The sequence below is a fragment of the Ancylomarina salipaludis genome, from assembly GCF_004122035.1.
GTDB lineage: Bacteria > Bacteroidota > Bacteroidia > Bacteroidales > Marinifilaceae > Ancylomarina > Ancylomarina salipaludis.
Genome location: NZ_SAXA01000008.1, coordinates 12,628 through 33,737, shown reverse-complemented (window position 1 = coordinate 33,737; position 21,110 = coordinate 12,628). Strand labels below are relative to the sequence as shown.

19 protein-coding genes are annotated in these 21,110 nt (G+C 35.9%); 17 read left to right on the top strand and 2 right to left on the bottom strand.

All coding sequences use genetic code 11. From position 1 onward, the window contains the following. Positions 1 to 231: 231 nt before the first annotated feature. Both pyrI and pyrB read right to left on the bottom strand, forming a co-directional pair. The gene (gene pyrI / locus EO244_RS09870; RefSeq protein ID WP_129254513.1) at positions 232 to 690 is read right to left on the bottom strand and encodes an aspartate carbamoyltransferase regulatory subunit; all 459 of its coding nucleotides are present in this window, start codon (positions 688 to 690) and stop codon (positions 232 to 234) included. Positions 691 to 772: 82 nt separating this feature from the next. Further along, the gene (gene pyrB / locus EO244_RS09865) at positions 773 to 1,678 is read right to left on the bottom strand and encodes an aspartate carbamoyltransferase (RefSeq protein WP_129254512.1); all 906 of its coding nucleotides are present in this window, start codon (positions 1,676 to 1,678) and stop codon (positions 773 to 775) included. Between the two features lie 840 nt (positions 1,679 to 2,518). Here pyrB and EO244_RS09860 point away from each other — a divergent pair. The 17 genes from EO244_RS09860 to mce all read left to right on the top strand — a co-directional run bounded on the left by EO244_RS09860 (position 2,519) and on the right by mce (position 21,090). Next, entirely contained in the window at positions 2,519 to 4,942 is a 2,424-nt protein-coding gene (locus tag EO244_RS09860) for a polysaccharide biosynthesis/export family protein (protein WP_129254511.1), read from the top strand. Between the two features lie 224 nt (positions 4,943 to 5,166). Further along, positions 5,167 to 5,451: a GIY-YIG nuclease family protein gene (locus EO244_RS09855; protein WP_129254510.1), complete on the top strand. Its 285-nt coding sequence runs from the start codon at positions 5,167 to 5,169 to the stop codon at positions 5,449 to 5,451. Between the two features lie 209 nt (positions 5,452 to 5,660). After that, positions 5,661 to 6,782, top strand: a complete 1,122-nt coding sequence (locus tag EO244_RS09850) for a Wzz/FepE/Etk N-terminal domain-containing protein (RefSeq protein ID WP_129254509.1) — start codon at positions 5,661 to 5,663, stop codon at positions 6,780 to 6,782. A gap of 1,480 nt (positions 6,783 to 8,262) precedes the next feature. Continuing rightward, positions 8,263 to 8,727: a nucleotidyltransferase domain-containing protein gene (locus EO244_RS09845; RefSeq protein WP_206734530.1), complete on the top strand. Its 465-nt coding sequence runs from the start codon at positions 8,263 to 8,265 to the stop codon at positions 8,725 to 8,727. Positions 8,728 to 9,010: 283 nt separating this feature from the next. Next, a complete protein-coding gene (locus EO244_RS09840) occupies positions 9,011 to 10,453 on the top strand; it encodes a UDP-glucose 6-dehydrogenase (RefSeq protein ID WP_129254507.1) in 1,443 nt (480 codons plus the stop codon). Positions 10,454 to 10,482: 29 nt separating this feature from the next. Further along, a complete protein-coding gene (locus tag EO244_RS09835) occupies positions 10,483 to 11,526 on the top strand; it encodes an NAD-dependent epimerase (protein WP_129254506.1) in 1,044 nt (347 codons plus the stop codon). A 25-nt stretch (positions 11,527 to 11,551) separates the two neighbouring features. Then, positions 11,552 to 12,604: a dTDP-glucose 4,6-dehydratase gene (rfbB, locus tag EO244_RS09830; protein WP_129254505.1), complete on the top strand. Its 1,053-nt coding sequence runs from the start codon at positions 11,552 to 11,554 to the stop codon at positions 12,602 to 12,604. A gap of 1 nt (position 12,605) precedes the next feature. Further along, positions 12,606 to 13,478, top strand: a complete 873-nt coding sequence (gene rfbA, locus EO244_RS09825; RefSeq protein WP_129254504.1) for a glucose-1-phosphate thymidylyltransferase RfbA — start codon at positions 12,606 to 12,608, stop codon at positions 13,476 to 13,478. A 5-nt stretch (positions 13,479 to 13,483) separates the two neighbouring features. Beyond that, positions 13,484 to 14,932 (top strand): lipopolysaccharide biosynthesis protein, encoded by a 1,449-nt coding sequence (locus EO244_RS09820; RefSeq protein WP_129254503.1) that lies wholly within the window; start codon positions 13,484 to 13,486, stop codon positions 14,930 to 14,932. After that, the gene (locus EO244_RS09815) at positions 14,929 to 16,038 is read left to right on the top strand and encodes a DegT/DnrJ/EryC1/StrS family aminotransferase (RefSeq protein ID WP_129254502.1); all 1,110 of its coding nucleotides are present in this window, start codon (positions 14,929 to 14,931) and stop codon (positions 16,036 to 16,038) included. Before EO244_RS09820 ends, EO244_RS09815 begins: the two co-directional genes overlap by 4 nt. Position 16,039: 1 nt before the next feature. Further along, a complete protein-coding gene (locus tag EO244_RS09810; protein WP_129254501.1) occupies positions 16,040 to 16,672 on the top strand; it encodes an acetyltransferase in 633 nt (210 codons plus the stop codon). Between the two features lie 10 nt (positions 16,673 to 16,682). After that, a complete protein-coding gene (gene fabD / locus EO244_RS09805; protein WP_129254500.1) occupies positions 16,683 to 17,609 on the top strand; it encodes an ACP S-malonyltransferase in 927 nt (308 codons plus the stop codon). A gap of 2 nt (positions 17,610 to 17,611) precedes the next feature. Further along, the gene (locus EO244_RS09800; protein WP_129254499.1) at positions 17,612 to 17,836 is read left to right on the top strand and encodes an acyl carrier protein; all 225 of its coding nucleotides are present in this window, start codon (positions 17,612 to 17,614) and stop codon (positions 17,834 to 17,836) included. Between the two features lie 3 nt (positions 17,837 to 17,839). After that, a complete protein-coding gene (locus EO244_RS09795) occupies positions 17,840 to 18,592 on the top strand; it encodes an SDR family NAD(P)-dependent oxidoreductase (RefSeq protein ID WP_129254498.1) in 753 nt (250 codons plus the stop codon). Between the two features lie 17 nt (positions 18,593 to 18,609). Further along, positions 18,610 to 19,662: a 3-oxoacyl-ACP synthase III family protein gene (locus tag EO244_RS09790; protein ID WP_129254497.1), complete on the top strand. Its 1,053-nt coding sequence runs from the start codon at positions 18,610 to 18,612 to the stop codon at positions 19,660 to 19,662. A 2-nt stretch (positions 19,663 to 19,664) separates the two neighbouring features. Next, positions 19,665 to 20,681 (top strand): 3-oxoacyl-ACP synthase III family protein, encoded by a 1,017-nt coding sequence (locus EO244_RS09785; protein ID WP_129254496.1) that lies wholly within the window; start codon positions 19,665 to 19,667, stop codon positions 20,679 to 20,681. Positions 20,682 to 20,688: 7 nt separating this feature from the next. Beyond that, positions 20,689 to 21,090, top strand: a complete 402-nt coding sequence (gene mce / locus EO244_RS09780) for a methylmalonyl-CoA epimerase (protein ID WP_129254495.1) — start codon at positions 20,689 to 20,691, stop codon at positions 21,088 to 21,090. The last annotated feature ends 20 nt before the right edge of the window (positions 21,091 to 21,110 follow it).

Here is a 21,110-nt window from a genome sequence, read left to right as displayed (position 1 = left end):
AAACACCTGCTTGTTATTTTTCAGCCGCAAAGGTAAAGAAAAGAAGATAAGGTTAAAGGAAAGAAAGGATAAAGTGGGGAAAGTCAAAAAGTCTAAGAGTCGAAAAGGTCGGGATAAAACCTGTGACTAATGACTAATCAACCAATGACCATTGACCAACAATCAACTTGTAAATGAAAAAAGGAGCTCCGTAATGAAACTCCTTTGTATAAATAAGCGAATAAGACAGGCTTACTTGATGTGTATATTTTTGTGATCGGTAATCTTTTCACAGTAGTGGCATTTTAAAGTAATCGGAGATGAGTTTACCACTTTAAATTTTGTGTAAATCTCTTCAACGTTAGTAATGCATTTAGGATTCATGCACTTAACGATTCCTTCAACTTTGTTTGGAGCCTCAACCACACTTTTTTCAACAACCTGATAATCTTTGATGATGTTGAATTTTACTTTAGGGGCAATCAATGCGATTTTATTGATTTCTTCAGCCTCGAAAAATTTCTCAGCTATTTTGATGATGCCCTTTTTGCCTAGCATGTCACTTTTGTAGTTGTTGCCAATAGTGACCGATGTTGGACATTTATCCAACTCAAGAATGTTGATTACTTTGAAAAGGAGGTCTGCAGGAATATGGTCGATAACGGTTCCATTTTTGATAGCTCTAACCTGAAGTTCTTTTTTTGCTGTCATATCTTAATGTACTTTTAGTCTAATTTAATAAATTGTTCCAAATGATTCCGATAGATATCGGCTTGCCGGAAAAGTTCTAAATTTATAGGTTTAGAGCTTTTGCAATGATAGCTTGTCGAGCGTAAACACCATTTAAAGCTTGCTCAAAATAGTAAGCTTTCGGGTTAGTATCCACATCAACAGCAATTTCGTTTACTCTTGGTAGTGGATGAAGGATACGTAGGTTGTCTTTCGTATCTTTTAGCATATTGTTTTTAAGAATGTACACATTTTTAACCTTTTCATACTCCAAAGGATCGGCAAAACGTTCACGTTGCACACGAGTCATATACAGAATATCAGCATCGTTGATGATGGAATCGAATTCGGTATGCTCATAATAAGTGATGTTGTTTTCATCCATGAAAATTTTATAGGCTCTGGGAATCTCAAGCTCTTTAGGCGCAATAAAATGGAAAGTTGGGTTGAAGTGAGAAAGTGCCATCAATAAGGAATGAACCGTTCTGCCATACTTTAGGTCACCTACCATGAAAATGTTCAGGTTTTCAAGTGTGCCTTGAGTTTTTTGGATGGAGTACAGGTCGAGCATGGTTTGGGTAGGATGTTGATTGGCACCATCACCTGCATTAATCACAGGAACATCAGAAACTTCAGAAGCCCAACGAGCAGAACCTTCAATGGGGTGACGCATCACGATTAGATCGGAATAGTTGCTTACCATTTTAATGGTGTCGTTAAGTGTTTCTCCTTTGCTTGTACTCGATGATGATGAATCGGAGAAACCAACGATGCGCCCACCCATGCGACTAATAGCCGTTTCGAAACTCAGACGGGTTCTTGTCGATGGTTCAAAAAACAGAGAGGAGATCACTTTTCCTTCCAGGATGTTGGAGTTTGGATTTTTTTCAAATTCTGCTGCTCTGGCTAGCACTTCCAAAATTTCTTCTTTGGTGTAGTCGTCAATAGACACTAAGCTTCTGTTATCCATTTCTTAATTTTTAGAATTTGTATATAACGGTTGTTTTTAATATCAAAAAAAAACCAACAATTGTCGGTAATGCAGACAATGTTGGTTTTAATGTAAGGTATAATAAATGAGATTTGAGACCTGAATCGCAGGCTTTTCGTCTCATGAATAAATCGAATATCGAAAAATAATTGTTGAAATAGGAATCGCAAAAGTGAAGGTTTTCACTTTCTAATAAATGTGGTCTAGATTGAATAATTGCGTGTTCCATTCTAGGCTACAAAGATAGAGATAAAGAAAGTATATATTCAAATTTCAAGGAACTTATTTTTGTAAAAAGATATTTTGTGTTTGATATTCAGTGTTTACGGGTAGGTGATACCGGGGGTATGTTTGTTGATTTTCATCCGTCATTTGTTTGGATGAAACTTTGAGGTTTGGATTTATGTTTTGTTTAGGCTGATTTAGTCTTTGTTGCATTAGAGTCTTTTTTTATAATTGTACCTTTGATTTTATCTGATTTATTACGCAACCCTTTTAGCATTTACGTCTCTTTGCCTTTAAAGATGATTGGTCTTTTATACAACTTGACAAGTTTGACAAGCAACAAGATTTATGAGATATTCTATTTTTGCACTTTAAAGGAAAAAGCTGTTTTGGATATGTACTTTCAATCCTGTTCCTGTTCCTGTTTTTTTTTGTTGAATTGCAGAGTGAGAAAACTTGTTGCTTTGGGCATAAATTTTTACTTTTGCCTGACTAATGAAATGCACTCATCCGTTTTTTATTTGTTTTCATCAAAACAAACTTTACTAGTGTCTGTAATATCTGCACGATTATAAAATTTATAAAATACACATTATGATTCGGTTTCTAAAAACCATTTTAATTCTTTTCATTTTTGTTAATCTGTCACAAACCTTGGTGGCACAAAATGTGAATCCTTCAACGGTTAATGTTGAGAAATTGAGCAATGCTCAAATACAGAAAGCTGTTGACGAGATGAATAGGAGAGGCTTGAGTATAGAAGAAGTTATTATGATGGCCAGAGCTAAAGGGTTTTCGGAAACTCAGATCTCTGATATGCGTCGTCGTATAGAAGCTTTGAAATGGAGTTCTCGTGGTGATTCAACCCAATTAAATAAATTGAATGAGGAGTCTGGACTAGAGACTGTCGACGAGTTAAGCCCCAAAGTAGAATTGGATGATGAAGTCAAAAAGGATTTAAGTAAGATTTTTGGTTTTCATTTCTTTAATTCAGAAAAATTGACTTTTGCACCTTCTGTTGATGTGCCGATTTCTGATTCATATACCTTAGGTGCAGGGGATGAGCTTGTTGTTAATGTTTATGGCGCTTCTCAGCAAACTTACAATCTACTGGTACAATCTAATGGTAGTGTATATATTACTGACTTGGGACCCGTTCAAGTGGGAGGCTTAAGCTTTTCTAAAGTTCAGGATAGAATTAAGAAGCGTTTGATGTCGATTTATTCAGGATTAAAAGGCGACAAGCCCAATACCTTTGTTGATGTGAGTGCCGGACAATTAAAAGCAGTTACTGTTAATGTGATTGGTGAAGTGAATGTGCCGGGAACCTATACTTTGCCTGCTACGGCTTCTGCTTTTAATGCTTTATATTTGGCTGGAGGTCCTAATAAAAAGGGGTCTTTCAGACAGATTGATGTCTTGCGTGATGGCAATATCATTTCGTCTATCGATGTTTATGCTTATTTAATAGATGGAAAAACACTTGAGAATATTCAGTTGAGAGATCAGGATGTGATTATGGTTCGTCCTTATTCGAATAGAGTTAAAGTGGCCGGAGAATTCAAGCGTAATGGTTGGTTTGAAGCGAAGAAAGATGAAAGTTTGGCTGATATGCTCCGTTATGCAGGAGGTTTTTCTGAAAATGCCTATACGCACCGTGTTGAATTGTATCGAAACAACACACGAACCATGACTTTTAAGGATGTTGCCGCATCGGGTTTTGCATCAACAGCTTTAATGAATGGAGATTCTATTGTTGCAGGATTAGTGATTGATCGTTTCGAAAATAAGGTAAGTGTTGAAGGTGCTGTATATCGTCCCGGGAATTATGAAATGACAGAAGGTTTAATGCTTTCTCAATTGCTAGACCGTGCTGAGGGCGCCAAAGAAGAAGCTTATATGGAACGTGGTGTTATTATTCGTAAGAAAAAGGATTTCACTTTTGAGAGCCTGTCTTTTTCACTTCGTGATGTATTGAATGGAAAAACTGATATTGCACTGAAGAAAAATGACAAGATTCAGATTTCTTCAATTTTTGATATGCGCGAAGCACAAACGGTTGAGATTGTGGGTGAAGTTCAATTTCCGGGAACCTACGCTTTTGCTGAAAATTTAAAATTAGCTGATCTCATCTATATGGCGGGAGGTTTCTTGGAGCAAGCAGAGGTTTCTGCTGTTGAAGTCAGTCGTATTTTAAATAAGAAGGAGATTGAATCCTTAACAAATAAATTATCTCATTCCTTCCAATTTCCGGTTGACAGACAATTGAAAATGGCTGATGAAGATGCAGCTTTTGTTATAAATCCTTTCGATAAGGTTTATGTGCGTCGTGCTCCAGGCTATCGTCCTCAGGCAGTTGTAAAAGTACAGGGCGAAGTGGCTTATGCTGGCGATTTTGGTTTGACATTTAAAGGCGAAAAGATTTCGGATGTGATCAGACGTGCAGGAGGTGTAACCCCTGAGGCCTTTGTTGAAGGTGCTTCGTTACGCAGAAAGCACGAAATGAGTGAGGCTGAGTATGAGGCTAAACTTGCTTTGGCAAAACAAGATACGACAATGAATGAGGCTGATGTAAAGCGAGTGACTTATCAGGTCGTAGGGATCGATTTGATAAAAATTTTTAAGCAGCCGGGGGGTGTAGATGACTTGCAATTGCAGGATGGTGATCAGCTTTTGATTCCGGAGCAGATGCAAACGGTGAAAGTGTCAGGTGCTGTTTTAAGTCCCGTAGCATTGACTTATAAAGACAGAAAGAGTTTAAAGAAATATATCCGATCAAGTGGTGGATTTGCTCAGTCAGCAAAGAAAAGTAAGGTGTATGTGCTTTACGCCAACGGAACCGCAGAATCAACAAAAGGAAGCATCTTTGGTCGTCGTTACCCTAAGGTTCGACCAGGTTGTGAGATTATTGTGCCGGAGAAACCTCAGGTCGATAAAACCGCACAGGCAGGTAAGTGGTTAGGTATTACATCTGCTGTAGTGAGCATGTTTACGGCTATATCCATTGCGATTAAGTAGAGAGTGGTCGCTGGTCAATAGTGATTGGTCATTAGTTAGTTGCACATTGAGCGCGGTGCCCTGAGCTTGTCGAAGTGTTGTCGAGGTGTTGATGTTAAATAAGTTGATTACGCGGATTTAAACGAATAATGCTAATGGTTGATTTGCTTTTTAAAGATGAATATCTTGAGTTTCGTCATCCTGAACTCGTTTCAGGATCTAAATAATAGATTTGTGAACTGGAAATGAAAAAGAGTTACGTCTATATTGTAAGTAATAAGAATAGAACAACTTTATATATTGGGGTTACATCTAATTTAACCAATAGAATAAATAGTCATTCTGAGGGAGAAGGTTCAGATTTTACGAAAAGGTACAATTTGACCGATCTTATATATTATGAAGAATTTGATGATATAAGAGAGGCAATAGTCAGAGAAAAGCAATTGAAAAATTGGAGAAGAGAATGGAAATTCAATTTGATAAGAGAGATGAATCCTGATTTAAAGGATTTGACTTTTGATATATAAATAAGTAGAAAATCAAGAAGTAGACGAGAGTATCCCAGAATAAATGCATTCGTCATTCTGTCCCGATAAGTGTGAGGGGCGGAATTTGTTGAAGTTGACTATGAGATCCTGAAATAAATTCAGGATGACGTATGAGAAATAGTTAATTCAAGAAAATAAGGTGTCATTCGCGTAATTAGCATTAATTCGTGTAATTAGTATATAAGAGTATGCAAGAACAAAATAACAACAAACAATTAGCCTCGAATCATGAGGACGAAATAGATCTAATCCAACTTGCCAAAACCCTATGGGCAGGCCGAAGAACGGTCATTAAAACCACCCTGATTTTTATGGTTTTGGGTTTGTTTATTGCTCTGTTTTCTGCAAAAGAATATACAGCATCCACAACTATGGTACCCCAATCAGCAGAAGGTGGTTCTAAGTTAGGAGGCTCTTTGGGAGGATTGGCAGCCATGGCGGGTATCAATCTGGGTTCTATGGGCGGTGGTTCAACCATTCCCCCTACACTTTATCCCAAGATTATCGCTTCAGTTCCTTTTCAGAAGGAGATGATGAAAACCCCTTTGACCATAGCAGAACAAAAGGGAAAGGTGACCTTTCAGGACTATTATTTGGAGATTGCCAAACCCGGACTGTTCGGTTATATCAAAAAATACACGATCGGTTTACCGGGAGTCATCATTAAAGCTATCCGTGGAGAAGACCAAAGGTCCCTGAGCGGAGTCGAAGGGAATGACCATTTGTTAACTATTTCTCAAGATGATAAGGAATTGATGGAGTTATTGTCTTCACAATTATCATTGGAGGTGAACGATAAGGACGGCTATGTCTCAATTTCGGCTCGTATGCCTGAGGCCAGACCAGCGGCAGAGATGGTGCAACGTGCCCAAGTTTTATTGCAGGAGGCCATTACCGATTTTAAGATCAAAAAGGCCAAAGATCAGTTGATTTTTGTAGAGGAGCGTTATGCCGAGAAGAAGGAGGCTTTTACAGCTGCCCAAAACAAGCTGGCTCGTTTTCGCGATCAGAATAAAAATGTTAGTACGGCTATGGCCCAAACGCAAATGGAACGTTTGCAGTCGGAATTCTCCATGGCTTCATCGGTCTATACCGAACTGGCCAAGCAGTTGGAAACTCAAAAGATTCAAGTGAAAGAGGACACGCCTGTGTTTACCATTATCGAACCAGTTGCTGTCCCTTTAGATAAATCAAAACCGAAACGCCCAATGATTCTAATTATTTGGACCTTCCTTGGAGGTGTTGTTGGTGTGGGTATGGTGTTCGGGAAGCAGTTTCTGGGATCTGTTAAGGAGCAGTGGCAAGCATAAAAGTTAATTGTTGATTTGTAATTAATAATTAGTGATATAAAACTAAGAATTATAAGGTCTGGTATTGCACCGGGCCTTTCTTGTTTGGGTTTAATTAGGGCGATATTGTAAATAAGATAATCTAAACACTAGTATGTTTACGAGCTTGCGAGTGAATATCGCAGGTTAAAAAATATTCAACCACTGATTTTCACTAACATGTTAACGAGCCTGTGAGTAAATTCACACTAATTAAAAGAGAGTAAGTCAGGTGTCAGGACGACATTCAAGTTTTCTCCTCATTTCCAAGGAGGAGTACCCGATCGTGATCGGGGGAGGTGGTTCTTGTAAAAAAAACAGATTTAACCACTAACATGTTGACGAGCTTGCGAGTAAATTACTCAAATGACACAAATTAAAATTATAGGTTATTGGTTTTCTGTTGTCAGTTATCGGTTATGCGATTCTTTTACTTTTTTATCTTTTTACTCTTTAACCACTAATGGACACTAATTAAAGGAACAAAAGAAAAGTCATTAATCTACATCAATTATTTTGTTCGCATTTATAATTCATAACTTATAATTGATATATTGTCATGACCTTCGGATATCTCACTCCGAACATTCGTGGCGGTACCGAGCTTGACGAACATTGTCATCCCGAGGGAAGCGAAGCGACGAGGGATCTCACTTGTGACGTATGAGATTCTTCACTGCGTTCAGAATGACAATGGTAAATGAGCTTAATTCAAGTACCCCTTTTTCCCCTAAAGGGGAAAGTTTTGTTTTGCGAAAGTCCTATTTAAAATTGACCTTTTAAAATCATATTTAACCGAGTTTGCGAGCTCGACGAAGTCCATCTGCGTCTAAGTGTTGTCGTAATTCGTTATCGATAATTCGTAATTAATCTCTTTTAACCTTTCCTTCCTTTAACCTTGCCCCAGCTTTGCTGGTCCCGAGAATCGGGATTGTTTCATTTAACCTTTTTTCCTTTATCCTTGTCGTAGGGTAACTTGACAGATTTGACAAGTCAGATTCTTTTATTTTTAATCTATTTTTGTTCGGTTTTAATTTCAGATGGAATTGTTGAATAATAGTTTGTTTTACTGAACTCAGGAACGGCTACGACGCACATTTATAGTTTTGTCGTAATTCGTCATTGATAATTCGTAATTAATTTCAATAAGTGCGCATTAGTGGTTAGATTATTTTTTTTGCTTCATGTTATGTAATCTGTGGTGAAAATCTTTTGTAATTATCAAAATAAGATTTACTTTCGAGTAAAATTTCTACTCAACCTTTGTTTAGTCATAAGTAGGGATTGATTAGTCATGAAAAGAATAGACTTTAGGTTCTGTTTGTATGTTTTAGGTTATAAGTCTAACCGACAACCGACAACCGAAAACGCCCGAAGGGCTTGATAACTGAAAATGCTGGAAAGTTTAATCACCTCAAAAACGAGGATCAAAATATTATTGAAGTTCTTTTTGAATGTTCAGATGAAATCTTACTTGCGCGGCCTGGAGGCTGAGTTCGGAGAATCATCCAATGCCATTCGTTTGGAGCTGAATCGTATGGAGGAAGCCGGTTTGTTGCAGGCAGAAACTGAAGGAAATCGCAAGGTTTTTCATGCCAATACCAAACACCCTCTTTTTAACGATCTCCATTCCATTATCCGTAAGCATGTGGGTTTGGATAGTATCATCGAAGAGATTGCTGAGAAGTTGGGAGATTTAAAACGAGTTTACCTGACAGGCTCTTTTGCCAAAGGGCAGGATTCTAAAATTGTCGATTTGCTACTTGTAGCAGAAAGCATAGATAAAAATTACCTCAACACTTTAGTTGAGAAGGCAGAGGATTTAATTAATAGAAAAATTCGCTTGTTGACTATTAAGCCTAATGAAGAACAAGTTTTTGTAAAGAATGAATCCTGCTTTTTGGTTTGGGAAGCCGGTAATCATTAGGCATTTGTCAATAGCGGTGCACAGAGCAGGACACTGAGTAGGTCACTGAGTAGGTCACTGAGCTCGTCGAAGTGTTGCCGAAGTGTTGTCGAAGTGTCATTGGGAATTGATAACTGTTCTTTTAACCATTGACTATTCAACTAATGACTATTTAAGGATTGATTTTTAAAATATACAACAAAACGAATTATATGAATTGTTGAGGTTGAGTCACAGACGATCGCGATGTTTTTAACACTTCGACTTCGCTCAGTACACAGCCTTTAACCTTTAACCTTATAATATGAACACAAAGAAAATCACAAATATTTGCTGTATTGGTGCTGGTTACGTAGGGGGGCCAACCATGGCAGTTATTGCACAAAAGTGCCCACATATTAAAGTAACTGTGGTAGATTTGAATGAGCAGCGTATTGCCGATTGGAACAATGCTGATTTGGATAAATTACCCATTTACGAACCAGGTTTGGCTGATGTGGTAGCTGAGGCACGTGGTCGTAATTTGTTTTTCTCAACGGATGTGGATAAAGCCATTGATGAAGCTGAAATGATCTTTATTTCGGTAAATACACCAACCAAGACTTACGGTGTTGGAAAAGGTATGGCTGCTGATTTAAAATACATTGAACTTTGTGCTCGTCAGATTGCCAGAGTATCTAAAGATGATAAAATTATTGTTGAGAAATCAACGCTTCCTGTGCGTACAGCAGAAGCCCTACGTACCATATTAACTTCAACAGGGAATGGGGTGAAGTTTGAAATTCTTTCCAGTCCGGAATTTTTAGCGGAAGGGACTGCTGTTCAGGATTTAATGAATCCGGATCGTTTCTTGATCGGTGGTGAACAGACCGAATCTGGTGAAGCGGCTGTTCAAGCACTAGTTGATATCTATTTAAACTGGGTGCCTCGTGAAAACATTGTGACCACCCGTGTTTGGTCTTCTGAATTGTCTAAGTTGACTGCCAATGCTTTCTTAGCTCAGCGAGTGTCATCCATCAATGCGATTTCTGCTCTTTGCGAGAAGACTGGTGCTGATGTGGATGAAATTGCTCGTGCTATTGGGAAAGATTCTCGTATTGGTGCCAAATTTTTAAAATCATCTGTAGGTTTTGGCGGTTCTTGTTTTCAGAAAGATATTTTAAACTTGGTATATCTCTGTCAGCATTTCAATTTGCCTGAAGTTGCCGATTATTGGGCGCAAGTGGTAAAGATGAACGATTATCAGAAGCACCGCTTTGCTAAGAATATTATTGATTCTTTATTTAATACGGTTTCGGGTAAGAAAATTGCTTTCCTGGGCTGGGCTTTTAAAAAGGATACCAACGATACACGCGAAACGGCAGCCTTATATGTGGCAGATGAATTGCTACAGGATAGAGCGGAAATCCATGTCTATGACCCAAAGGTAACAGAAGAGCAAATTTTTGCTGATCTGGAATATTTACAAACCCACCGTGTTGGTCAGTATGTAGAACAAGGCGAAATCATGTCCATGGATGAGATTCGTTCGTTAGTGACAGTTCATAATGATCCTTACGAAGCCATGGCATCTGCGCATGCGACTGCTATACTAACGGAATGGGACGAATTTAAATCTTACGATTGGCAGAAGGTGTATAATGATATGTTGAAACCTGCATTTGTCTTTGATGGTAGAAATATTGTAGATAAAAAGCAATTGTCAGAGATTGGATTTGAGGTCTACAATATTGGTAAAGGAAATTAGAAAGTAATAATTAGCGAAATTCGCGTTTTATGAAAATATTAGTAACAGGAGCTGCTGGATTTATAGGTTTCCACTTGGTGGAGGCCTTGGTGAAGCTTGGACATGAAGTGGTCGGGATTGATAATATCAACGATTATTACGATGTCAACCTAAAATATGCCCGCTTGGCAGAATCAGGAATATCTAGAATTGAAGTTGAAAAATCAGAGGGGCATCCTGAGCTTGTCGAAGGATCTCTCCCATATGTGCAGAGTACTAAACATCAGAAATATCAATTTTTGAAATTGGACATTACTAATCTTTCAGGATTAGAAAGATTGTTTAAGAGAGAGTGTTTTACTCATGTTGTCAATCTAGCTGCACAAGCAGGGGTGCGTTATTCTATCGAGAATCCACATGCTTATGTGCAATCCAATATCGTTGGATATGTTAATATTCTAGAATGTTGCCGCCATAACAAAATTGAACATTTAGTTTATGCTTCAAGTTCTTCAGTTTATGGGGCAAATGCTAAAATTCCATTTTCTGAGGACGATCGTGTCGATCACCCGGTAAGTTTGTATGCTGCTACTAAAAAAAGTAATGAGTTGATGGCTTATACCTATAGTCATTTATATAGTTTACCAACAACAGGTCTGCGTTTCTTCACCGTTTATGGTCCTTGGGGACGTCCTGATATGGCCCCTATGCTCTTTGCGAACGCTATCACAAAAGGTGAGCCCATTAAAGTTTTCAACAATGGAGAAATGCAAAGAGACTTTACTTATATAGATGATATTGTGGAAGGTGTAGTTCGATGTGTTTCAACTTTACCAACTAAACAACCAAAAGCGGAAGTGTTTAATATTGGTAATTCTAAGCCTGTTGACTTGATGGAGTTTATTTCTATTATGGAAGTTTGTTTAGGTAAAAAGGCTGAAAAGAATTTTATGCCGATGCAGGATGGGGATGTGAAGGTTACTTACGCCGATACTAGTAAGCTTAATAAGGATGTTGCCTATACGTCAGAAGTACCGTTGAATGTTGGTTTAAAAGTGTTAGTTGAATGGTTTAAGTTGTATAATAGCTTATAGTATAAATGTTTATAAATTGGAATAAATGAAAAATATATTAGTAACTGGTGGTGCAGGCTTTATTGGTTCTCACCTCGTTCGTTTGCTAGTCAATAAATACCCGAACTACCGTATTGTTAATATGGATAACTTAACCTATGCAGGTAATTTGGCTAACTTGAAAGATATTGAAGATAAGTCTAATTACGAATTTGTAAAATGTGATATTTGTGATTTTGAAAAGGTACAGAAGATATTCCTTGATTATCAAATTGATGGCGTGATTCATTTAGCAGCAGAATCTCATGTTGATCGATCCATTAAAGACCCTTTTTCATTTGCTCAGACAAATGTAATGGGAACACTAAGTTTATTGCAAGCAGCTAAATTTGCTTGGGAGGGGAACTTAGAAGATAAATTGTTCTATCATGTTTCTACTGATGAAGTTTATGGCTCATTGGGAGAAGAGGGCTTCTTTTTAGAAACGACGGCTTACGATCCACACTCACCTTATTCAGCTTCTAAAGCCTCTTCTGATCATTTCGTGCGTGCTTTTCAAGATACTTTTGGTTTGCCAACTGTTATTTCCAATTGTTCAAATAACTACGGGGCATATCAATTTCCTGAAAAATTGATTCCACTTTTTATCAACAATATTTGCAACAACAAGCCACTACCAGTTTATGGTAAGGGAGAGAATGTGCGTGACTGGCTATATGTAGAGGATCATGCTCGTGCAATTGATCTCATCTTTCATAAAGGGAAGATAGGAGATACCTACAATATTGGTGGTTTTAATGAGTGGAAAAATATCGACCTGATTAAGGTGATGATTAAAACCGTTGACGAAGCTCTGGGTAGAGAGGAAGGAACATCTGAAAAATTGATTACTTATGTGACAGACCGAGCAGGGCACGACTTGCGTTATGCCATCGATTCAACCAAACTAAAAGAAGAGCTAGGATGGGAACCATCACTTCAATTTGAAGAAGGGATTGAAAAAACGGTGAAATGGTATCTTGATAATGCAGAATGGATGGATAATATCACTTCTGGAGATTATCATGATTATTATAACGAAATGTATAAAACTCAATAAGATGAAGGGAATAGTTTTAGCAGGAGGTAGTGGTACAAGATTGTATCCTATAACAAAGGGTGTATCGAAGCAGTTATTGCCTATCTATGATAAACCAATGATTTATTATCCTTTATCGGTATTAATGTTGGCAGGTATACGTGAGATCTTAATTATCTCAACACCATGCGATTTACCAGGATTCAAACGACTTTTAGGTGATGGATCTGATTATGGTATAGAATTAACTTATGCCGAACAACCTTCGCCTGATGGTTTAGCACAAGCTTTTATTATTGGTGAAGAATTTATTGGAGATGATGCTGTATGCATGGTTTTGGGTGACAATATATTTTATGGACAGGGATTTACTCCTTTGCTTGAAGAATCGGTGAGAACAGCTGAACAAGAGAATAAAGCAACAGTTTTTGGGTATCGCGTTAATAATCCTGAAAGTTTTGGTGTTGCTGAATTTGATGATAATGGAAAGGTTTTAAGTATTGAAGAAAAACCAAAGGAGCCCAAGTCCAATTATGCAGTGGTTGGTTTATATTTTTATCCTAATTCTGTTGTAGAAGTTGCTAAAAACATAAAACCCTCTAATAGGGGTGAGTTGGAGATAACAACAGTAAATCAAGAGTTCCTTAGGGAGGAGACTTTAAACGTAAAGCTATTAGGTCGTGGTTTTGCATGGTTAGATACTGGCACACATGAATCATTGGCTCATGCCTCCAGTTTTGTTGAAACGATTGAGAAACGACAAGGTTTGCAAGTTGCTTGTCTAGAAGAAATCGCTTTTGAAAGAGGATGGATTAGTTCTGAACGATTGAAAGAAATTGCAGAACCTATGAAGAAAAATGAATATGGACAATATTTATTAAATTTAATAAAATAGCTACGTTGACTGATTCTTTAAAGAAAGAAACTATAAGAGGAGTATTTTGGAGTTTCATGGAAAAGTTTGGTTCAAGAATAATAATGTTGATAACTCAAATTATTCTTGCGCGATTACTTACGCCAGCAGATTTTGGTTTAATTGGTATACTTACAATTTTCATTACCCTGTCTCAGGTTTTTGTTGACAGTGGCTTTGGAAATGCTTTAATTCAAAAGAAAAATACGAGTAGCGTAGATTATTCAACCGTGTTTTTTTGTAATATTGGTGTAAGTATCGTATTGTATGTCATCTTATTTTTCACAGCACCTTTCATTGCCACGTTTTTTAATCAGTTAGAATTAATTTGGTTGTTGCGTTTTGTGGGATTGATTTTAATTTTTGATTCATGGGCGGTCGTGCCATTTGCGAAATTCCGTAAAAATATAGAATTTAAGACTATAGCAAAAGCGACATTATTTTCTAATATCGCCTCAGCCTTTGTAGGAATAACTTTGGCTTACCTTAATTTCGGAGTTTGGGCATTAGCTGCTCAAATGGTATTAATATACTTATTTAGAAGTATGTTTTTTTGGATTTTCAGCAATTGGAGACCATCATTGCAATTTTCAAAAGAATCGTTTAAAGAATTATTCAATTTTGGATATAAATTATTATTGTCAAGTTTGTTAGATCAAATATTTCAAAATATTTACTTATTAATTATTGGGAAATTATTTTCAGCAAAAGATTTAGGATATTATACCCAGGCAAAAAATTTCTCACAAGTACCAGTATCTACTTTATATTCAGTAGTTGGAAGTGTTACCTTTCCTACATTATCAAAATTGCAAGATGAACCAGAGAAATTATTATTAGCACTGAGAAAGACCATAAAACTATTAGCATTTGTTAATTTCCCCTTAATGTTAGGATTAGCTGTAGTCGCTCATCCTTTGTTTTATTATGTATTAGGTGAAAAATGGTTATTGGCTGTGCCCTATTTCCAATTATTGTGTTTGTCTGGTACGTTGTATACTTTACATGCCATAAATTTATCTATACTCCAAGTGAAAGGGAGAACTGATTTATTTTTAAAATTAGAGCTAATAAAAAAAGGAATAGGTATTGTTGGGATAGCTATAGGTCTTAACTGGGGCATTATGGGGTTAGTGTGGTCTAATGTAATAGTTTCATTTGTGGCATTTTTTATAAATTCCTATTACACAAATAAATTAGTTCATTATCCACTATTTAAACAGCTGAAAGATTTACTGCCGACACTTTTAGCATCCTTAATAATGGTTGCAGTAATGTTAATTGTAGCAAAAATATATGAAATGTCCATTGTTTTATTTTTAATGCAAATAATTATTGGTATAGTAAGTTATTTTACTGTTGCGTATCTATCTAAACAAGAGGCGCTCACAGATGGTTTGAAAATTATACAAGAATTTATACCTGTTGAAAGATGAAAGAAAAAAAGATATTAGTTACTCAGCCAGTTCTCCCTGCATTGGATGATTTTATTCCGATGTTAGAAGAAATTTGGGATAGTAAATGGCTGACCAATAATGGGAAATTCCATCAGGAATTTGAGAAGGGACTCGCTGAATATTTGGGCGTGCCGTATGTGTCATTATTTTCGAATGGAACTTTAGCTTTAGTTACTGCATTACAATGCTTAAGGATTACAGGTGAGGTGATAACAACTCCTTACAGTTTTGTTGCAACCACTCATTCCTTACGTTGGAATAATATAAAACCTGTTTTCTGTGATATTGAACCGGATTATTTAAATCTCGATCCAGATAAAATAGAAGCACTAATTACTCCAAGAACAACGGCAATAATGCCTGTTCATGTCTATGGTAACCCTTGCTATTTAAAGAGGATAGAGGAAATAGCCGATAATTATGGTTTAAAAGTGATTTATGATGCTGCTCATGCATTTGGAGTAAAACAAGATGGTGAGAGTATCTTGAATTATGGCGATTTGTCGATTTTAAGTTTTCATGCAACTAAAGTTTTCAATACGATTGAAGGTGGTGCAATAATAAGCCACGATGCTAAAACTAAAAAAAGAATTGACAACTTAAAGAATTTTGGTTTTGTAGATGAAACTACTGTAGTAGCTCCTGGGATAAATGCTAAGATGAATGAATTACAGGCTGCATATGGAACTTTACAGTTAAAGACAATTGATGATTCGATTCAAAAAAGAAAAGAAATAGCACATATTTATTCTCAACAATTAAATATTATTGAAGGGCTGTCATTTCTTGAAGAGATTGAGGGTGTTGTGCATAATTATGCTTATTATCCAATTTTTATTGATAAAGATAAATATGGAATGACTCGAGATGAAGTTTACGAAAAATTAAAAAAGAATAATATCTTTGCACGTCGATACTTTTACCCTTTGATTTCTCAATTCCCTAGCTATAAAGGTTTGGAGTCAGCAAAGAAAGGTAGGCTGCCAGTTGCAGAACGGGTTGCTGATGAAGTGATTTGTTTACCTATTTACCCAGATTTGGGCAAAGAAGAGTTGGGGAGAATAATTGAGTGTTTAAAAAAATAATATGAAAAATTTATTAATTATTGGAGCAAGAGGGTTTGGTCGTGAAATTTATAATTTGGCATTACAATGCCCTGGTTATAAAGTAGAGTATCAAATAAAAGGTTTTTTAGATGATAAAAAGAATGCTCTAAATGATTTTACTTGTTACCCTCCAATAGTAAATTCTGTTGAAGATTATGTTGTCTGTGACAACGATGTATTTGTTTGCGCATTAGGAGATATTCAATATAAAAAGAAATACATTCAAATTATAAAGGATAAAGGTGGTGATTTTATCACATTAATACATCCATCTGCAAATATTCATATTGATTCTAAGATTGGTGTTGGAAGTATTGTTCTTCAGAATGCTACTTTGGGATCGGGATCAATAGTTGGAGATTTTGCATTAATACAGGTTTCAACAATAATTGGGCATGACGTTAAAGTTGGAAATTATTCGAGGATTGATTGCCATGTAGTTTGTACAGGAGGGGCTATTATTGAAGATGAAGTTACTATTTATACATCAGCAGTAATAAACCAAAATGTTCGTGTTGAAAAAGGGGCATGCGTTGGTGCAGTGAGTTTTGTATTACGCAGAGTAAAAGAATACACTACAGTGCATGGTAATCCTGCTGTTAGATTAAACTAATATTATAAAAATGAAAACATTAATTTTTCCAGGACAAGGAGTACAAAGAGAAGGAATGGGGAAAGACCTTTATGATAATTTTCCTAAGGCAAAAGAGTATTTCGAATATGCAAATGAAATATTAGGGAGACGTATAACTGATGTCATGTTTCATGGTTCCGAATTGGATTTAATGGAAACTAAAAATACGCAACCTGCTGTGTTTTTGTATAGTACCATTTTAGCACTAACTCAAAAAGATATAAAAGCAGATATGGTATCAGGTCATTCATTGGGTGAGTTTGCTGCTTTGGTTGTTAATAATACGGTTTCTTTTGAGGATGGTCTTAATTTGGTCTTAAATAGAGCAATTATTGCACAAAAGACATGTGAGAAATACAAAACAGCAATGGCTGCTGTAATTGGTATTGCAGATGATGTTGTTGATAGAAGATTGGCTGAAATTTCAGCTGAATCTGGTGAGCCTATTTATTTTGCAAACTACAATGGTCCTGGCCAGGTTGTAATTACCGGTTCAAAAAAAGGTATCCGTATTGCTTGCAAAATATTTAAGGCAGAGGGAGCTAAAAGGGCTGTACCATTGCCTATTAGTGGTTCATTTCATTCGCCATATATGAAAGATGCTGAACTCGAACTGGGTAAGATTATTATGGATACAAAATTTAATGAACCAAACATACCTATATATCAGTGTGTGGATGGAAAAGCTCATACAAATCCGGAAGAAATAAAAAATAATTTAATTAAACATATTACCCATCCCGTATTATGGACATCCATGGTAAGAAATATGGTTTTGGATGGGGCAAATAAGTTTTATGAGGTTGGAACAGATGATACGCTACAAAAAATTGTAGCTAGAATGTATCCTGAAAAACAGGTGTGTTCTATTCTCGAAGTACCAACATATCAGAGTATTAATGTTAACAATTTATAATTATGGAATTAAAGGAATTTATTCAACTTTTCGCAGAACAATTTGATGATACTGCTGTTGAGCTTTTTACTTCAAAAACAGAGTTTAAAAAATTAGATGAGTGGGATTCTTTAACCGCTTTATCTGTTATTGCAATGATTGATGAAGAAATGGAGAAAAGAATAACTGGGGCAGATATTCGTAACAGTAATACAATTGAAGATTTATTTAACGTTGCAAATTCATAATCAATGTATAATCCATTTTCTTTAAAAGGGAAAACGATACTTGTAACAGGTGCCTCTTCGGGGATAGGGAGAGGCACTGCTATTGAGTGTTCAAAGTTGGGAGCAACTGTTGTTGTTACTGGTCGAAATAGTTCACGCCTTAATGAAACCTTTTTAGCTTTAGAAGGTGATAACCACACTCAAGTTATTGCAGATTTATCTGAAGATAAAAATTTAGACTCACTTGTTGAGCAGTGTCCTCCTTTAGATGGATGTGTTCTTAATGCTGGAATACCAAAACTGATGGTTGTTAAGTTTATTCAGAGAGAAAGTTTAGAAGAAATTATTGGGATAAATACTATTGCTCCTATAATGTTAACATCAAAATTAGTTAAAAAGAAGAAATTAAATAAGGGGGCATCTATTGTTTTTGTTTCATCAATTTCGGGTGTTTGTATTTCTACTTTGGGAGAATCTTCATACTCTGCATCCAAAGGTGCTATTCATGGATTTGTAAAAGGAGCTGCTATAGATTTAGCTTCTAAAAAAATTCGAGTAAACAGTGTTAATCCCGGTCTTGTTCAAACAAGTATACTTGAGTTAGCTAACGATGTATTTTCAAAAGAGCAAATTCAAGATAAATTAAAGCTATACCCTCTAAAACGGATTGGACAGCCTGAAGATGTAGCTCATGGAGTGATTTACCTTCTGTCTAATGCTTCAAGTTGGGTGACAGGTACCAACATAGTAATAGATGGTGGTTTTACTTTAACTTAAAATTAATAAGTGCGATTATGGCTTTAGTGAAATTTAGTGGAATTGGAATCAAGTCTGTTAGTGCAACTGTACCAAAAAATATTGTTGAAACTAGTAAATTGCTTGATTATCATTCTGAAAAGCATTTGACTAGTTTTATTGAAACTACGGGTGTAAAAGAGCGTAGAATTGCTGATAAAGATATGTGTTCATCAGATCTATGTTATGATGCTGCGATAAATTTATTTAACGAGTCTGATATCAAAACAGAGGAGGTGGGTGCTTTGATTTTTATAAGCCAAACACCTGATTATAGAGTTCCTGGAACATCTATAATTATGCAAGATAGATTGAAGTTATCGAAATCAACTCTAGCTTTTGATGTTAATATGACCTGCTCAGGTTATATATATGGTTTGTTTCTCGCTTATTCATTAGCAAATTTGCATGGCGTCGATAATGTTCTTCTTCTAGTTGGAGAAACCTTATCAAAAATAACTTCGAAACGAGATAAATCTACTGGATTGCTCTTGGGTGATGGAGGAAGTGCTACTCTGATATCTAAAGGAGATAAGTATGGAGATAGTTTTTTCTCACTTAATACAGATGGAAGTAGTTATGAATCTGTTATTGTCCCTAGTGGAGGGTTTAGAAATATGAGCTCCGAAGAATCTTTAGCTGATAAACAAGATGAAGAAGGGAATATTCGGAACGATGAGCAGATTCGTATGGACGGTATGGATGTCTTTAGTTTTGCTGTGTCTAAAATTCCGAAAGATATAAAAAGATTGTTGGATTTTGCGGGTAAAGATATTAACGACTTTGATAGATTTGTATTTCATCAGGCAAATAAATATATGATGAAAGTTATTGGAAAAAAAGCAAAATTGGATGCTTCTAAGATGTTGTTTTCAATAGAGAAATATGGAAATACTAGTGGTGTCTCTATTCCTTTAACAATTGCAGATCAAAAAGCTCATCTTCAAAATAATGACCTTTTACTCTTAAATGGGATTGGTGCTGGTTTTTCGTGGGGATCTGCAATTTTGAACTTTGTTGACTGTACTGTTCTAAATGTAAATGAATTGTAATTATGGAAGCATATATAAAAGGGATATCGTATTATTTACCTGAAAAAATGGTTACTAATGAGGATTTAATTTCTCAGTTTCCTGAATGGTCAGTTGAGAAGATCACTAAAAAATTAGGGATTAATGAAAGGCATGTTGCTTCAGATGATGAAACAGCTTCGGACATGGCTGTAAATGCAGCGGAAAAATTAATTGAAGAGTACAAAATTGATAAGTCCTCTATTGATTATATTATTTTTGTAACGCAGAGTCCTGATTATATTCTTCCTACTACAGCTTGTTTAATTCAAGATAGATTAGGTTTACCAACTTCAATTGGTGCTATTGATGTCAACTTAGGCTGTTCAGGCTTTATTTATGGTCTTTCCCTAGCTAAGGGATTGGTACTAGGTGGTATGTCTAATAATGTATTGCTTTTAACCTCTGAGACCTACTCAAAGCATATACATCCTAAAGATAAAGGTAATAGAACCATCTTTGGAGATGCTGCTGCTGCAACTTTAATATCTACTGATGGTTTTGCTGAGATTAAAAATTTCAGTTTTAGTACCGATGGTAAAGGGGCTGATAACTTAATTGTTAAAACAGGTGGTTTCAGAATGCCCAAACCTCTTGATGATTTAACTTTTGATGAATACGGAAACCCTAAATCATCAGACTATTTATTTATGGATGGTTCAGCAATTTTAACATACACATTGGATTATTTGCCACCTATCATTAGTGATAATTTGTTGAAAAACAATTTAGAGAAAGAAGATATTGATCTTTTCGTTTTTCACCAAGCAAATAAATATTTATTAGAACTTCTCAGGAAAAAAATGAGAATACAAAAAGATAAATATTATCTGTATTGTGAAAAGGTTGGGAATACTGTTTCATCTACTATTCCTATTGCTCTAAAAGAAGCTATTTTAGACGAAACATTAGCCAATAAATCTAATGTTTTATTAGCCGCACCTGGTTTAGGATATTCTACTGGGGCTGCCGTATTAGATTTTGGTAAACATTCTAATTAATTTTTTTATGACTCCTAAATATATTGACCATATTGGAATTGCTGTTAAGAGTATTGATGAGAGTATTCCTTTGTATGAAAAACTTCTTGGTACAAAGTGCTACGCGGTTGAGCATGTCGAAGATCAATTTGTAAAGACTGCTTTTTTCTTAATTGGGCAAACAAAGATAGAATTGTTGGAATCAACCGATCCAGAAGGGCCAATAGGATCATTTATTGAGAAGAAAGGCGAAGGAATACATCACATTGCATTTGCAGTAGATGATACTGATCAGGCTTTAAATGATGCCAAAGAAAATGGTTTTCGCTTGATTGATAGAGTTTCCCGTAAAGGAGCGGAAGGAATGAATATTGGATTTCTTAATCCTAAAAAAACAAAAGGAGTATTGGTTGAGCTTTGTTCAAAGTAATTTCTTAATACAGTAATAAT